13 protein-coding genes are annotated in these 15,398 nt (G+C 66.9%); 4 read left to right on the top strand and 9 right to left on the bottom strand.

The genetic code is table 11. The features are described 5' to 3' along the window. The first annotated feature begins 107 nt into the window (after positions 1 to 107). Positions 108 to 755 carry a uracil phosphoribosyltransferase gene (upp, locus tag QP140_RS03105; RefSeq protein WP_012359692.1) on the top strand — a complete coding sequence of 216 codons (648 nt, stop codon included), beginning with the start codon at positions 108 to 110 and terminating at the stop codon, positions 753 to 755. Here upp and QP140_RS03100 read toward each other — a convergent pair. Both QP140_RS03100 and QP140_RS03095 read right to left on the bottom strand, forming a co-directional pair. Further along, positions 696 to 2,303 (bottom strand): phospho-sugar mutase, encoded by a 1,608-nt coding sequence (locus QP140_RS03100; RefSeq protein ID WP_284758072.1) that lies wholly within the window; start codon positions 2,301 to 2,303, stop codon positions 696 to 698. The genes upp and QP140_RS03100 overlap by 60 nt on opposite strands. Beyond that, on the bottom strand, positions 2,300 to 3,148 hold the full coding sequence (locus QP140_RS03095) for a purine-nucleoside phosphorylase (protein ID WP_284758070.1): 849 nt from the start codon (positions 3,146 to 3,148) through the stop codon (positions 2,300 to 2,302). The genes QP140_RS03100 and QP140_RS03095 overlap by 4 nt, the downstream gene beginning before the upstream one ends. 143 nt (positions 3,149 to 3,291) lie before the next feature. On the opposite strand from QP140_RS03095, the gene QP140_RS03090 reads away from it, so the two are divergent. Then, positions 3,292 to 4,503 carry an amidohydrolase gene (locus QP140_RS03090; protein WP_070759557.1) on the top strand — a complete coding sequence of 404 codons (1,212 nt, stop codon included), beginning with the start codon at positions 3,292 to 3,294 and terminating at the stop codon, positions 4,501 to 4,503. A 109-nt stretch (positions 4,504 to 4,612) separates the two neighbouring features. Here QP140_RS03090 and QP140_RS03085 read toward each other — a convergent pair whose 3' ends face one another. The 4 genes from QP140_RS03085 to QP140_RS03070 form a co-directional block, all read right to left on the bottom strand. Beyond that, complete coding sequence (locus tag QP140_RS03085; protein ID WP_284758068.1) at positions 4,613 to 5,170, bottom strand: DUF1707 SHOCT-like domain-containing protein; 558 nt, start codon at positions 5,168 to 5,170, stop codon at positions 4,613 to 4,615. 9 nt (positions 5,171 to 5,179) lie between these two features. Then, positions 5,180 to 6,793 carry a glycerol kinase GlpK gene (glpK, locus tag QP140_RS03080; protein ID WP_284758066.1) on the bottom strand — a complete coding sequence of 538 codons (1,614 nt, stop codon included), beginning with the start codon at positions 6,791 to 6,793 and terminating at the stop codon, positions 5,180 to 5,182. Positions 6,794 to 6,811: 18 nt separating this feature from the next. After that, the gene (locus tag QP140_RS03075; RefSeq protein ID WP_284758065.1) at positions 6,812 to 7,390 is read right to left on the bottom strand and encodes a hypothetical protein; all 579 of its coding nucleotides are present in this window, start codon (positions 7,388 to 7,390) and stop codon (positions 6,812 to 6,814) included. A 284-nt stretch (positions 7,391 to 7,674) separates the two neighbouring features. Further along, entirely contained in the window at positions 7,675 to 9,417 is a 1,743-nt protein-coding gene (locus QP140_RS03070; RefSeq protein WP_284758155.1) for an acetyl/propionyl/methylcrotonyl-CoA carboxylase subunit alpha, read from the bottom strand. Between the two features lie 332 nt (positions 9,418 to 9,749). Between QP140_RS03070 and prpD the strand changes: the two genes are divergently transcribed. Both prpD and QP140_RS03060 read left to right on the top strand, forming a co-directional pair. Next, positions 9,750 to 11,273 (top strand): 2-methylcitrate dehydratase PrpD, encoded by a 1,524-nt coding sequence (prpD, locus tag QP140_RS03065; RefSeq protein WP_284758063.1) that lies wholly within the window; start codon positions 9,750 to 9,752, stop codon positions 11,271 to 11,273. Positions 11,274 to 11,424: 151 nt separating this feature from the next. After that, entirely contained in the window at positions 11,425 to 12,612 is a 1,188-nt protein-coding gene (locus QP140_RS03060; protein WP_284758060.1) for a bifunctional 2-methylcitrate synthase/citrate synthase, read from the top strand. Between the two features lie 99 nt (positions 12,613 to 12,711). Here the strand turns inward: QP140_RS03060 and QP140_RS03055 are convergent, their stop codons facing one another. The 3 genes from QP140_RS03055 to QP140_RS03045 all read right to left on the bottom strand — a co-directional run bounded on the left by QP140_RS03055 (position 12,712) and on the right by QP140_RS03045 (position 15,303). After that, the gene (locus QP140_RS03055) at positions 12,712 to 13,362 is read right to left on the bottom strand and encodes a Maf family protein (protein WP_284758058.1); all 651 of its coding nucleotides are present in this window, start codon (positions 13,360 to 13,362) and stop codon (positions 12,712 to 12,714) included. 63 nt (positions 13,363 to 13,425) lie between these two features. Further along, positions 13,426 to 13,758, bottom strand: a complete 333-nt coding sequence (locus QP140_RS03050; RefSeq protein ID WP_284758056.1) for a hypothetical protein — start codon at positions 13,756 to 13,758, stop codon at positions 13,426 to 13,428. 48 nt (positions 13,759 to 13,806) lie between these two features. After that, entirely contained in the window at positions 13,807 to 15,303 is a 1,497-nt protein-coding gene (locus tag QP140_RS03045) for an acyl-CoA carboxylase subunit beta (RefSeq protein ID WP_284758054.1), read from the bottom strand. Between the last annotated feature and the right edge of the window lie 95 nt (positions 15,304 to 15,398).

Genomic DNA, 15,398 nt, shown 5'->3' with positions numbered 1-15,398 from the left:
CTCGGTGCGTGAAGTAACTCAGAGGTATTAGACAACGAGGACGGTCATTTGGTTCCCACCCATGCCAATTTTCTCGCGTGCGCCGTGCCTAACGTAGATTTGGAGTCATGGACATCAAGGTGGTCAATCATCCTCTCGTGCGCGCCCGTCTGACGATTATGCGCGACGCCCGCAGCAACAACGTGGTCTTCCGCGACGCCCTCGCGGACCTCGGCGCGATGCTGATCTACGAGGCCAGCAACGACCTCGAGACTGAATCCTTCGACGTGGAAACCCCCGTCTCCACCGCCGAGGGGCACCGGCTGAAGAACCCGCCAATCATCGTCCCCATCATCCGCGCCGGCCTCGGAATGATCGACCCGGCACTCTCGATGATCCCGGACGCCCAGGTGGGCTTCATCGGCCTGGCCCGCGACGAGAAGACCCACGAGCCAGTCCCGTACCTTGAGGCCCTGCCGGATGACCTCTCCGGGCAGCCCGTCATGTTGGTCGACCCGATGCTCGCCACCGGTGGCTCCCTGCTCAATGCCGTGGAGCTGCTCGTCGAGCATGGTGCGGACGACATCACCTGCGTGTGCATGGTCTCCGCCCAGCCGGGCGTGGACAAGCTGGTGAACTCCGGCCTGCCGGTGCGCAAGCTCGTCACCGCCACGATCGACCCGGCGCTCGACGAGAACGCTTACATCGATCCGGGCCTAGGCGACGCCGGCGACCGCCTCTACGGCCCGCGGAATATCGACCTCGAGAGCCGCTAGCCCCGCCTCCACCTGCTCGCGGTCCGTGGCCTCGCCCACGGCCTCCAGGTAGAACTTCGCCTTCGGCTCCGTCCCGCTCGGCCGGGCCACGACCCGCAGCGCCACGCCGTCTGCATTGCCCACCAGGCGCAGGCCCTCCGCGGCCTCCTCGCCCAGCAGTTCGGCGCTCATCGCGGCCCCCGCCAGGTTTTCCGGCGGTGCGGCCGCGAATTTTTTAATGACGTCCGTGGCCTGCGCAATGGACTCCAAGCGGATCGACAGCTGGCTGGAGCGGAAGCAACCGAACTCCTGCTCGATGACCGCCAGCTCGTCCGCCAGGCTCCGTCCCGCAGCGGCGAGCTCCGCCGCCCACGCAGCCGCGACCAACGCGGTGGCGATGCCGTCCTTATCTGCGACGATGCCGGGGGTGGGGCAGGTGCCGATGGCCTCCTCGTAGGCGAAAGCCAACTCCCCGGGGCGACCTTCCGCTGCGCGCGCCAGGTGCTTGAAGCCCGTCTTCGTCTCCACGTACTCCCACCCGCTGGCCTGGGCCATCACACCCAGCAGTTGGGAGGAGACGTAGGTCGTCGCGACCACCGGCGGGGCAGCGGCGTCTGCCGCCACGCCAGAGAGCACGCGGCGGGCCAGCAGCGGGCCGGCCTCGTTGCCACTGAGCATCCGGTAGGCCGGCTCGCCACCAGTGGGCACGCCAAGCATGCAGCGATCCGCATCCGGGTCGAGTGCGATCAGCAGGTCCGCGCCGACCTCCTTACCCAGCGCGAGCAGCAGGTCGGTCGCGCCGGGCTCCTCCGGGTTGGGGAAATCCACGCTCGGGAACTCCGGGTCCGGCCAGCGCTGCGCTGCCACCGCATGGATATCCGCGAAGCCATTGGCTTGCAGTACAGACTCCAGCGTGTCCCCGCCGACCCCATGCATCGGGGTATAGGCGATGGTCAGGGCTCGCCGTGCGGTGAGCACCGCGTTCTCGCTGCTAACAACCGGGGCGCTGATCGCGGACTCGTAGCCCTGGGATGCGCCGAGTTCTAGCTGCACGCTGCGGGAGCGGGCGACCTCCTCGGCCGCCGGCTGGGCCGCGATGGCTGCCTCGATCTCGCGATCGGCGGGGGAGACTAGCTGGGAGCCACCAGAAAGGTACAGCTTGTAGCCGTTATCGCCCTTCGGGTTGTGTGAGGCGGTGATCTGCACGCCGGCATCCAGGCCACGGTCGCGCACCAGCCAGGCCAACACCGGGGTGGGGTTGTTGCCACCCAGCAGGGTGACAGTGAATCCCTTGGCTGCGAATACCTCGGCGGTGGCTCGCGCGAAGGTTTCGGAACCGTAGCGGGCGTCGTGGGCCACCGCTACGGCGATATCGGCTGCGGCCCGGTCTGCGTGTTGGGCGATCAACCAATCGGCCACCCCGGCGGTCGCCCGGGTGACAGTCGCGACGTTCATGCGATCCGGGCCCACGCCCACTGGGGCGCGCAGCCCCGCGGTGCCGAAACTCAAGCCCGGCTGGGAACTATTGTCCTGCGGGGCTGTGTTCATGTCCTGCGGGGAGGGGCTCACGACAGGATCACGCTCGCGAGCAGGGAACCCATCTCCTGAGCCGCGGCCTGGCCGGCGGCCAGCACCTCCTCGTGATTCAGCGCCTCACCGGTCACCCCCGCCGCCAGGTTCGTCACCAGCGAGATACCGAGCACGTCCACGCCAGCCTCCCGGGCAGCGATCGTCTCGTAGACGGTGGACATACCCACCAGGCCCACCCCGAAGGTGCGCAGCATGTGGATCTCCGCCGGGGTCTCGTACTGCGGCCCTGGCATCATCGCGTACACGGCCTCACGGATGCCGGGTCGCAGGGCCTTGACCTTCTCGCGCAGCTCGGGGGAGTAGGCATCCACCAGGTTCACGAAGTTCGCGCCCACCAGTGGGGTCTTTGCCGTGAAATTGATGTGATCGCTGATCAGAACCGGCTCGCCCACAGACATGCCCTCAGTCAGCCCGCCGGCCGCGTTGGTCAGCACGACCTGCTTCACCCCCGCAGCGGCAGCCGTGCGCACCGCGTGCGCGCACCGCCACAGCTCGTGGCCCTCGTAGGCGTGGGTGCGACCCAGCAGGATCAACACGTTGCGCTCGCCGATGCGCAGCGCCCGAATGGTGCCCCCGTGGCCCTCTGCGGTGGGCGGCAGGAAGCCCGGCAGATCGGACATCGGGAACTCCTGGACGTCGCTTTCCGCGGCCTCACAGACCACGTCCGCAGCTGGTCGCCAACCGGAACCCAGGACGATGGCGGCGTCGAAAGCAGAAAAACCAGTCTTCTGCAGCAACGCCGCGGCAGCCTGCTCCGCGAGCTCGTAGGGGGCCTGCCCGGGATTCGACGCAGCGGGCGAGGATTGCGCATTGTGGCTAGACATGGCCCAAGGCTACCGCGAAGTCACGCGCCACAGGGGTGGGCATATAGAATGGTGTTTCATGCGGCGTAACTAGACAACTCGGTCTTGAAGCGCCACAATCAGCAGACATCGACAATTATTGGCTTTAAGCCGGGAGGCATGCAGTGCAACACGGCGGACCCACCTCTGAGGCGGCCCAACTCACTCAGTTCGTCACCCTGTGGCTGAACGAGAACGTGGACCGTCTGATCGAGTGGCGGCGCCACCTGCACCGGAATCCGGAACTCTCCCACATGGAGGACGGCACCACCGCCTTCATCATGGGGATCCTCCGCGACGCCGGCCTTACACCGCAGGAGATGACCTGCAAGGGAGCCACCGTCGACATCGGGCCCGACACCGCACCGATGATTGCCTTCCGCGGGGACATCGACGCCCTCCCGGTCACCGAAACCACCGGCCTCGAGTTCAGCTCCACCGTGCCCGGCGTGATGCACGCCTGCGGCCACGACATGCATACCACCATCCTGCTGGGGCTCATGGTCGCCCTGGCTGCCTACGTCGAGGAGTACGGCGAGGACGCCCTGAGTGTGCGGGTGCGTGGCATCTTTCAGCCCGCCGAGGAGGTTCTGGACGGTGGGGCCAAGGACGTCATCGCGGCCGACGCCCTGCGTGGGGTGAACCAGATCTTCGCGGTGCACTGCGAACCGAAGCTGCGCTGCGGGCAGATTGGTGTGCGCGTGGGTGCGATCACCTCGGCCACGGACGTCATGGAGATCGTCCTGCGCGGCCCCGGCGGCCACACCTCGCGCCCGCACCTGACCGCGGATCTCATCAACGCCGCTGGCCTGGTCGTCACGATGCTGCCGCAGCTGCTGAGCCGGCGGGTGGACCCACGTAGCGGCACCGTCGCCGCCTTCGGCTCGATCCACGGCGGCCAGGCCTTCAACGCGATCCCTGAGGAGGTCCGTCTCGTTGGGTCCTTCCGCACCGCGGAGGTCGGGGTGTGGCGCGAAAGCGAGGCGATCGTCCGCGAGCTGCTGGACGAGATCGTCGCCCCGACGGGCGCGACTGCGGAGCTGCACTACACGAAGGGCGTGCCGCCGGTGACCAACGACGACGTCGCGACCGCGCTGCTCGCGCAGTCCGTGCGCAACGTCGATCCGCACTCCCTGGTGGAGGCGCCGCAGTCCAGCGGCGGGGAGGACTTCTCCTGGTACCTGGAGCACGTGCCGGGCTCGATGGCACGCCTGGGAACGTGGACCGGCGAGGGGGAGAAGCCGGATCTGCACCGGCCGAATATCATCTTCGACGAGCGCGCCCTGGGCATCGGCGTCCGGCTCTTCGCCGGGGTCATCGACCAGTTCCGTCCCTAAGTGGAGCCCTGCGCTGTGCTCCGCGCCGGAGAGACGGCGCGACTGGGCTGGAGTCAGCGAGGGGTAGTGGCGCGGGACGCCGGGGGAGCATCAACCCACGGGGGCAGTCTTAGCGGTTGAGGCGGCGCTGCTGGCGTAGCTGGCGAACGGCGTGGCGCTGTTCGCGCTCGAGCTGCCGATTCGTCGGCATGTACCACGATTCCGGGCCAATCTTGAGCATGTACAGCAGGATCGCCATGACGGGGATGATCCACATGAACCAATCCGAGACGGTGGTCAGCATGAGTGCGCTGACCACGGAGAGTGCCATGATCCCGCCGCGGATATTGCGCCCCCGCTTGGAGGCCACGGCGACCTCCTCGGCGGTATACACCTGCCTGCCATAACCCGGCACCGCAACCACCTGCGATGGCTGCGCCTGGTCCCCGCGTGGGATGCGGGGGAGATCCAGGAAAACCTCCGAGAGCTCGCCATGCACCCTGGCGTTGGCGATGTGGCGGCAGCGTTCGTCGTACTCTGAGATGTCTAGCCGGCCCGCCTCGAGGTGCTTCGAGAGCAGGTCCATGGCCTCTTCGCGCTCCTTATTCCCGATGCGGACAGCGCTGCGGGGATCGGGCCGCGAACCGTGTTCCCCCGGCCGGTTCTGCGGGGCATTCGAAAAAGTCATATAACGAGCCTACGCTTTCGTGGCCCAGTCGAAGGTGCGTTCCACAGCCTTATTCCACATGCGGTAGAGCTCGTCCCGCTCTTCTTCGGAAGCCCGTGGGGTGAAGGTGTGCTCCTCCTGCCACAGGCGCCGGATTTCCTCCTCATCCCGGAAGAAGCCCACCGCGAGGCCCGCGGCATAGGCCGCACCCAGGCAGGTGGTCTCCGTGATTTTCGGGATCGTGACGCTCACGCCCAGCTGGTCGGCCTGGAACTGCATCAGCAGGTCGTTTTCCACCATGCCGCCGTCGGCCTTCAGGCTGGTCAGCGGGACGCCGGAGTCCGCGTTCATCGCCTCGACGACCTCCCGGGTCTGGAAGGCGGTGGCCTCCAGGGCGGCGCGCGCGATGTGGGCTTTCGTCACGTAGCGGGTGAGCCCCGTGATCACCCCGCGCGCCTCGGGCCGCCAGCGGGGCGCGAGCAGCCCGGAGAAGGCGGGGACCACGTAGCAGCCACCGTTATCCGCCACGGAGCGGGCGAGGGGCTCGATCTCGTCGGCGGTGTTGAAGAATCCCAGGGAGTCGCTGAGCCACTGCACCAGCGAGCCGGTCACGGCGATGGAACCCTCCAGCGCGTACTTCGGGGGCTGATTACCCAGCCGGTAGGCGATGGTGGTGATCAGCCCGTGCTTGCTGCGCTGCGGCTCGTCACCGGTGTTGAGCAGCAGGAAGCTGCCGGTGCCATAGGTGGACTTCGCGTCCCCCGGTTCCAGGCAGGCCTGCCCAAAGGCAGCGGCCTGCTGATCGCCGAGGATGCCAGCAATCGGCACGCCCTGCACCGGGCCGGAGCGGCGCACCCGGCCGATGACCTCGCTGGAGGCGACGATCTCCGGCAGCAGGGACATCGGGATGTCCCAGATCTTGCAGAGTTCCTCGTCCCACTGCTGGGTGGAAAGGTCCATCAGCATGGTGCGGGAGGCGTTCGTGACGTCGGTGACGTGCTTGGCGCGCTGGCGTCCTGCCTTGGCCCCGGAACGGCGACCGGAACGGGAGCGGGAGGAACGGGTCAGCTCCCAGATCACCCAGGTGTCGATCGTGCCGAAGGCCAATTCGCCGCGCTCCGCACGCTCGCGGGCGCCGTCCACAAGGTCCAGGATCCAGCGGATCTTCGACGCGGCGAAGTACGTCGACGGCGGCAGGCCGGTGCGCTCTTGGATGAGCTCCCGCTCCTCGTCGGTGAGCGCGTCGACGAGGTCGGAGGTGCGGGTGTCCTGCCAGACGATCGCGTTGTAGATCGGCTCGCCGGTGGCCCGGTCCCAGATCACCGTGGTTTCACGCTGATTGGTGATGCCGACGGCCGCGATCTCGTCCGGGGTGATGTCCTCGGAGGCAGCGGCGTCGGCCATGACGCGACGGATGTTGAGCCGGATCTCCTCCGGATCGTGCTCCACCCAGCCCGGATGCGGGAAGATCTGCTCGTGTGGCAGCTGGCTGCGGCTCACGATGTCCCCGCGACCGTCGAAAATGATGCAGCGCGTGGAGGTCGTCCCCTGGTCGATGGAGAGGACGAATCCCCGACGGGAGTTGGTTAGGCGGGCGTATTGCTCGGCGACCTGGTTGGAAAACTGATTCGCGAGGGCGTCCATCGTGTGCGGCTGCGGGGCCTAGCGGTTTTCCCGACCGCGGAGAACTGCGGACACGACGAGCAGTGCGATACCGCTGCCCACGCCGATCATCGAGATCCAGCGCAGGGTATTCAGCGAGCCGCCGGACTTGGCGGAGATGTAGTTCTTCCCCTCGTTGCACGCGATGTGCGCGCCCTGGATGTTCTCGGTGAACTCCACCCGGGCATAGACACCCTTGACCTTGGTGAATGGCAGGGAGACGTCCTTGATCTTGACGTCCTCGTCGGTGAGATCCTCCAGGTCCTTGACCTTGTCGTGGATGGGCTTGCTGCCGGGGCCAAAGAAACCACAGGCGGTGGCCTCGAGGGCGTCCTTATCGGCGAGCAGGTAGTAGGAGGTGTCCGCCTTCACCGCGGTGGGGTGATCCTCGGAGAAGCCCTTGACGGAGGAGAGGCTGACGATCCACGTGATCGCGCCGATGACCAGGAAGACGGCACCGATGATTCCCAGCAGCTTGGGGGAGACCCGTTGCGTGCCGCGGTCGCGCTCTTCTGCCTCGGTGGACGTGTCGGTCACCAGATCCGGTTGGTCCGTGGGGTCGAGGTGGTTATCGGTCATAGATTTTGAAACTCCGCAAAACAGGGTGGGCACCGGGAGCAAGCGAACCACGCCGCGAACTGAAAGCCACGTTCGCAGCCAGAAGCGCCGCCCCCAAGGGCATAGGCCAGGCCTCATCACTGGGGTATGGGTGACCTCCAGCGTGGACCAGATCTACTAATCCATTCTAAACAGACCCACATGCCGGTGGGTAGCTCACCCTCACTCTCGCGCCCTGTGTCGCCTGGCGAACTCTGTCGGAGGCGCCGGGAGCGGCAGGGCAGAAGGGGGTGGAGTCAGCGGGGCTAGTCGTCGAGAATCTCGAAGAGAGCCTGGTTCTTCGTCACGCTATCGCCCGGGGCGATAGCGAGTCCGGTGACCACGCCCGACTTGTGTGCCTGCAGGGCGTTTTCCATCTTCATAGCCTCCAGCACCAGCAGAGTGTCGCCCTCGGCGACCCGCTGGCCCTCCGAGACCTCGATCTTCACGATCGTGCCCTGCATCGGTGCGGCCACGGTATCGCCGGTGATAGCGGCCTCGCCGGCGGCGGCGCGACGGCGCGGGGCCCGCTTCGTGCGGCCACCAGCGGCCATCAGCTCGCCCGGGACGGTGATCTCCACGCGGCGGCCCTCCACCTCGACGGTGACGCGCTGGCGGGGCAGCTTCTCCTCGCCGCCCGCCGCTGCGGATGCGTCCTCCGTCGACTCGGGCAGGGAGCCGTCCCACTCCTCTTCGATCCAGCGGGTGTAGACCTTGAAGCCATCCTCCGCGGTGAAGTCCGGGTTGTTCAGCATCTGCTGGAAGAAAGGGATGACCGTCGGCAGTCCAGCAACCTGGAACTCCCGCAGTGCACGCTTCGAGCGGGCGATGGCCTGCTCGCGGTTCTCGCCCCACACGATGAGCTTGGCCAGCATGGAGTCGAATTGACCGCCGATGACGGCGCCTTCCTCGATTCCGGAGTCCATGCGCACGCCCGGGCCCGAGGGCTCGCGGTAGTCGGTGATCATGCCTGGGTTTGGCATGAAGTTATTGGCTGCGTCCTCGCCGTTGATGCGGAACTCGATGGCGTGGCCACGCAGCGTCGGGCGGCTGGTCCGGGACAGTGGGCGGCCTTCTGCGATGCGGAACTGCTCGCGCACCAGGTCCCAGCCGGTGATCTCCTCGGTGACGGGGTGCTCGACCTGCAGGCGGGTGTTGACCTCCAGGAAGCTGACCAGGCCGTCGGAGCCAACCAGGTACTCCACGGTGCCCGCGCCCTGGTAGCCCGCGGCGCGGCAGATCTCCTCGGCGGACTCGTAGATCCGGCGGTTCTGCTCGGCGGTCAGGAACGGGGCTGGAGCTTCCTCGATGAGTTTCTGGAATCGGCGCTGTGTAGAACAGTCGCGGGTGGAGGCGACCAGGACGTTGCCGTGCTTATCTGCCATGACCTGCGCCTCCACGTGGCGGGCGCGGTCGAGGTAGCGCTCGACGAAGCACTCGCCGCGGCCGAAGGCTGCGATGGCCTCGCGGGTGGCGGAGTCGAAGAGATCTGGGATCTCCTCCATCGTGTAGGCGACCTTCATGCCGCGGCCACCGCCACCGAAGGAGGCCTTCACGGCAACCGGGAGGCCGTGTTCCTTGGCGAACTCCTCGACCTCGGCGGCGCTGGAAACGGGGTGCTTCGTTCCCGGTGTCATGGGAGCATCGACCATCGCGGCGATCTGGCGTGCGGTGACCTTGTCGCCGAGGCGGTCGATGGCCTCCGGCGGCGGGCCGATCCAGTTCAGGCCAGCGTCGATGACGGCGCGGGCGAAGTCCGCGTTCTCTGCGAGGAAGCCGTAGCCGGGGTGAACGGCATCGGCGCCGGACTCCTTGGCCGCGGCGATCAGCTTGTCGATGTTCAGGTAGCTCTCGGCGGAGGTCTGCCCGCCCAGCGCGAAGGCCTCGTCGGCCATGCGGACGTACGGGGCATCGGCATCCGGCTCGGCGTAGACCGCGACGGAGGCGATGCCCTCGTCCTGTGCGGCGCGGATGATGCGGATCGCGATTTCGCCGCGGTTGGCGATCATCACCTTCTTGATGGGGGTGATGCCCTCGGAGCTGGCCGTCGCAGCAGCATCTTGAGCTGGCGCGCTCGACACCTGATCCGTCTTGGCCGTCACGACGTTAACTCCTCCAATGTGGGTCCTCTTTGAACTCATCACCCTACCGCTATTCGTTTCCGAATTGTTACCTGGCACGCGGTGTTTCGCTCAAGCTCTACTGAACTGGGGTGGGGCTGACGTGCTCTCACAAGCCAACTATGAATTCTCTCACTCGCTGGCTTTAGAGAAAGTGCTTCGCGTGTCTGCTGTGCAGTCTATTAGTTTCGCCAAGCTAAGGAGTTGTGAGGAGGCTCATAGTGGAAAACCACGTTGTCCGTACCCGAAAGTCTGCCGAGGAGTTCCCCAGGGAGGAACATCTGGCGTGGAAGATTGCGACGATGGCCGCCGACCCCGTCGCCGTCGACGAGGACGTCGAGGAGATGGTCGTCAACCGCGTGATCGACAACGCGGCCGTCGCGGTGGCCTCGGTGCTGCGCCGCCCGGTGTCCTCCGCCCGCGCCCAGGCCCTATCGGTCGGCCGTCCGCTACAGGGGGAGGGCGCGACCGTCTTCGGCGTGGCGGACAGGGTCTCCCCGGAGTGGGCGGCCTGGGCCAACGGGGTGGCGGTGCGAGAACTGGACTTCCATGACACCTTCCTGGCTGCGGACTACTCCCACCCGGGGGATAACATCCCCGCCGTGCTCGCGGTCGCCCAGCACCGCGGTGCGGACCTGGGGCTGACCGGCAAGGACGTGGTCCGGGGGATAACCACCGCCTACGAGACCCAGGTCAACCTCGTGAAGGGGATCTGCCTGCATAAACACAAGATCGACCACGTGGCCCACCTGGGCCCGGGTGTGGCTGCGGGCCTGGGTACCCTGCTGTCGCTGGATCCGGAGCAGATCTACCAGGCCATCGGCCAGGCGCTGCACACCACGACCGCGACCCGCCAGTCCCGAAAGGGAGAGATCTCCAGCTGGAAGGCCCACGCCCCAGCCTTCGCCGGAAAGATGGGTATCGAGGCCGTCGACCGTGCACTGCGCGGGGAGGGGGCGCCCGCCCCGATTTGGGAGGGCGAGGACGGCGTGATCGCCTGGCTCCTGGACGGGCCGGAGGGCGAGTACACGGTTCCGCTGCCGGAGCCGGGGGAGCCCAAGCGCGGGATCATGGACACCTATACCAAGGAGCACTCCGCCGAGTATCAGTCCCAGGCACCCATCGACCTGGCCCGGCGCATGCGCGATCAGGTCGGTGATCTGAGCCAGATCGAATCCATCGTGCTGCACACCAGCCACCACACGCACTACGTCATCGGCACCGGCTCCGGAGACCCGCAGAAGTTCGACCCGCACGCCTCGCGCGAGACCCTCGACCACTCGGTGATGTACATCTTCGCCGTGGCCCTCGAGGACGGCACGTGGCACCACGAGCACAGCTACGCCCCAGAACGGGCGCAGCGGCCGGAGACCATCGAGCTGTGGCGGAAGATCTCCACGGTGGAGGATCCGGAGTGGACCCGCCGCTACCACTCCGAGGATCCCGCGGAGAAGGCCTTCGGGGCACGCGCGGTGATCACGCTGAAGGACGGCACCGTCATTGAGGACGAACTCGCCGTCGCCGACGCGCACCCGTTGGGCGAGCGTCCCTTCGAACGCGCCAACTACGTCGAAAAGTTCCGGACCCTGGCGGAGGGCGTCATCGACGAGGCGGAGCAGAACCGCTTCCTGGACGCAGCCGAAAACCTGCCGACGATGAGTGCTGCGGAATTCGGGGAGCTCAACATCCGATTCTCAGCGGACACCCTGGGTCGCGCGCCGCAGATCCCGCGGGGCATCTTCTAGCGCGCAGCGGAACCTCGACGGGCGCGGAGGACGGGCGCGGAGGGGCCCGAAGACCAACAGCAACCGATTCCACGCAGCGCCCGAGCCGCAAGCACCAAAGCCCAAGAGCACCACCTGAGCCACAGCAACGAGGAGCAAAGGAGCTTCCACCATGAGCACGAACACGCAAAACGCCAACGCCCAGAACAACGCAGCCGAGCAGCCGGAGGTCCGCAAGGGGCTCTACGGGGTGGTCGCCGACTACACCAGTGTCTCGAAGGTCATGCCGGAGACGAACTCGCTGACCTACCGCGGCTACGCCGTCCAGGACCTCGTCGAAAACTGCACCTTTGAGGAGGTGTTCTACCTCCTGTGGAACGGCGAACTGCCCACCGAAGAACAGCTGACCGAGTTCAACAAAGCAGGCCGCTCCTACCGCAAGCTCGATGCCGGGCTGATCTCCCTGATCCACTCCCTGCCCACCGACTGCCACCCGATGGACGTCATGCGCACCGCGGTGAGCTACATGGGAACCAAGGACCCGGAGCACTTCACCCCAGACCGGGAGCACATCACGCACGTCGGCCACAACCTGCTGGCCCAGCTGCCGATGGCCATGGCCATGGACATCCGCCGCCGAAAGGGCGAGGACATCGTCGCCCCGGACCCGGAAAAGGGGGTGGCGGAAAACCTGCTGGCCATGGTCTTCGGCAACGGGCCGGACTCGCCAGCGAGCAACCCGGAGGACGTGCGGGACTTCGAGAAGTCCCTCATCCTCTACGCCGAGCACTCCTTCAACGCCTCCACCTTCACCAGCCGCGTCATCACCTCGACCCGCTCCGACGTGTACTCCGCGATCACCGGCGCGATCGGCGCACTGAAGGGGCCACTGCACGGCGGTGCCAATGAGTTCGTCATGCACACCATGCTGGAGGTCGACGACCCGGCGAAGGCAGAGGAGTGGGTCAACACGACCCTCGATAACAAGGAGCTCATCATGGGCTTCGGCCACCGCGTCTACAAGAACGGCGATAGCCGCGTGCCGAGCATGGAGCAGTCTTTCCGCGCGCTGGCCGAGCGCCACGATGGGGCTAAGTGGGTGGCGATGTACGAGAACCTCGCCGCGGCGATGGACAAGCGCACCGGGATCAAGCCGAATCTCGACTTCCCGGCCGGCCCCGCCTATTACCTGCTGGGCTTCCCGGTGGACTTCTTCACGCCACTATTCGTCATCGCCCGCGTGGCGGGGTGGACGGCGCACATCGTGGAGCAGTATGAAAACAACTCGCTGATCCGCCCGCTGTCGGCCTACAACGGGTCCGAGCAGCGGAAGGTCGTGCCGATCGCCGAGCGAGGGTGATAGGCAGGGCACACCGCGACGCTGGGAACCCGGCTAGCCCCCGAAGCTGATGCCGGTGGCGCGCCGGGGCGATGACCGTATCAGCCACCCTGGCCGGGGCTAACGGTTCCAGAAATCCGAGACGCTGAGCCCGAAGTGCTCCAGCGCCTGGCGCACCAGCGGCAGGGATAGCCCGATGACGCTGGAAGGATCCCCCTCGATGCGGTCGATGAACCAGCCGCCGAGGGCCTCCAGCGTGAACGCGCCCGCGCAGCCCCAGGGCTCGCCGGAGGCGGCGTAGGCCTCGATGTCCTTATCGCTGGCATCCGCGAAGAACACACTCGTGGCCGAGGAACCCTCGAACCAGTACCCGTCGTGGTAGATCGCGTGCCCGGTGATCAGCTCCGCCCGCTTGCCCCGTTGCTGCTGCCAGCGGCGCACGGTCTCCTCCGCGGTGTGCGGCTTTCCCTGCAGCTCCCCGTCGAGCAGCAGCATGCTGTCCCCACCAATCAGGACGTCGCCCTCGCCCAGCTGGAGCCCATCCTCCAGGACGACATTCGCCTTGGCCTTGGCCAAGTGGCAGACCTTCTCGGCGGGGGTGGGGGTACGCCCCTGGCCCGCGGCCGTGTCGATCAAACGCTGCATCGCGGCGTCCTCGTCCACACCGGAGACCTGGACTACTGGCTCCACCCCGGCGCTGCGCAGGATGGAGAGCCGGGAGGGGGAGGAGGACGCCAGCACGATGCGTGGGGTGGCCTGCGAATCAGGCATGTCTCGCTCCTTGAAAGGGACGGGAGTTAAGTATCGGTGTGCCGCCGCCGCGATGAGCGGCAGCTAGGCCTGCGGCAGATTCGGACTGCGGAAGCCCGCCGGATTCGGCTCCGGGGCATTGGGAAAGGGCTCGCCCGCGGAGCCATACCAGCCGCGGGTGTTCGGCTTGGCGCGGCGGCGCTCCTCGGCCTGCTCGGTGAGCTCGCCCACCAGCTGTTCGAGGGCCTGGCGCTGGATGGGCGTGGGATTGCCCTTCACCACCTCGACGGCGGCCTGTGGCTCCGCCTGCGGCGCCTCCTTTTCAGCCGACGCGGCACCGGTGCGGTGGGTCAGCCGTGCGCTGGTGAGCTCTGTTGGCTGTGTCTTGCGGCGGGCGCGGGAAAACTTTCTGCTCATGGATGCTCCAAACGTGTGCTTGGCGGGGGCTCGGTGGGCAGCGGGGCGCTAGAAGGTGACGATGCTGTGCTTGCGCGGGTAGCCGTCCTCAACCTTGCGCTCCAGCAGGGCGAGGCCTTCCACTAGCTTCTGGCGGGTCTCACTCGGCGGCAGCACCGCATCGACCAGCCCGCTCGCCGCGGCCTCGTAGGGATCCTGGGAGCTTGCCTCGTCCGCGCCGATCTCGGCGGCGAAGGTATCAGCGTCCGCCACCGCAACCTCCGCGGTCGGCCACGCGAAGACCAGGTCCGTGCCCATCCGCTTTGCAGCCAGGGCCAGGTAGGCGGAGCCGGTGGCCTTGCGGGTGATCATCGTGATCTTGCCGACCGACGCTGCAGCCGTGGTGTGGAAGAGCTTCGCGGTGCGGCGGATCACCGGCGCGTCCGCCTCCTCCGGCAGGAAGCCCGGGGCGTCGACGAAGGAGACCAGGGGCACGTTGAAGGCGTCGCAGAGCTGGATGAAGTAGCTGACCTTCTCCGCGGAGTCGATGTCGATGCCACCCGCCTTGACGGTGGGCTGGTTGGCGATCACGCCGACTGCGCGACCTTCAAGGCGGGCGAAGCCGGTGATGATGTTCGGCGCGAAGCCCAGGCTCAGCTCCAGCAGGCTGTCCTCGTCCAGGACTGCGGCCAGCACATCGCGGACGTCGTAGGTTTCGGACCCGGAGTCCGGGATCAGGTGGTTGATCTCGTGGACCAGCGCGGCAGCGTCGGCACCCTCCTCGGCGCGGCGGTTCGCCAGCTCGGTGTTTACAGGCTCCGTGGCCGGTGCGATCGCCCGGTTATTGGAGGGCAGGTAGCTCAGCACGTCGGCCACCGTGTCCTGTGCGGCGGACTCGTCGGGGACCACGATGTGGGCGGTACCAGTCTCCTGAGCCTCGACCACCCCGCCGGGGTTGGCGTCCATAGACAGGGAACCCTGCCCGTCGATGGAGATGACGACGTCGGACATCGCGATCCCGTGCACCTGCACGCCACGGCACTCGCCGGCGACGACCGCGATCTGCGGGATCACGCCCGAGGCCTGGGTCTGCAGGCGCAGGATGCGGGAGTACATGTCCAGGGCGATGATGCCCTCCTTGAGACGGGCGCCTGCACCCTCGTAGAAGCCGATTACCGGGGTGCCGGACTTCAGCGCCAGCTCCAGCACCTTAATAATCTTCGCGCCGGTGGTCTCGCCGATCTTGCCCTCAAAGAGGGTCGCATCCTGCGAGAAGATACAGACCGGGCGGCCGTCGATGGTGCCGTGGCCGGTGACCACGCCATCGGTCAGCGGGCGTTCCTTCTCCAGGTCGAAGGCCTTGGAGCGGTGCCGGGCCAGAGCATCGATCTCCACGAAGCTGCCATCATCCAGCAGCGCTTCCACCCGTTCGCGGGCAGTGAGTCGACCGGCGTTGTGGACCGCCCGCACCGCGTCCTCCCCGGCAGGTTGGCGGGATTTCGCCAGGCGATCCTGGAGGTCCGCGATCTTTCCGGCCGTGGTGGACGTGTCATTCTGAGGATTCATGGCACACAGTCTAGATCATGCAGCGGGTCAGTCCCTATGCCACACGAGCTGGGTGGCTGAGGATGGCGGGGTGTGTCCGCGCCGTGTTCTAACAT

It is taken from the genome of Corynebacterium sp. UMB9976, from assembly GCF_030212265.1.
GTDB lineage: Bacteria > Actinomycetota > Actinomycetes > Mycobacteriales > Mycobacteriaceae > Corynebacterium.
This window is presented reverse-complemented; position numbering and strand designations above follow the sequence as displayed.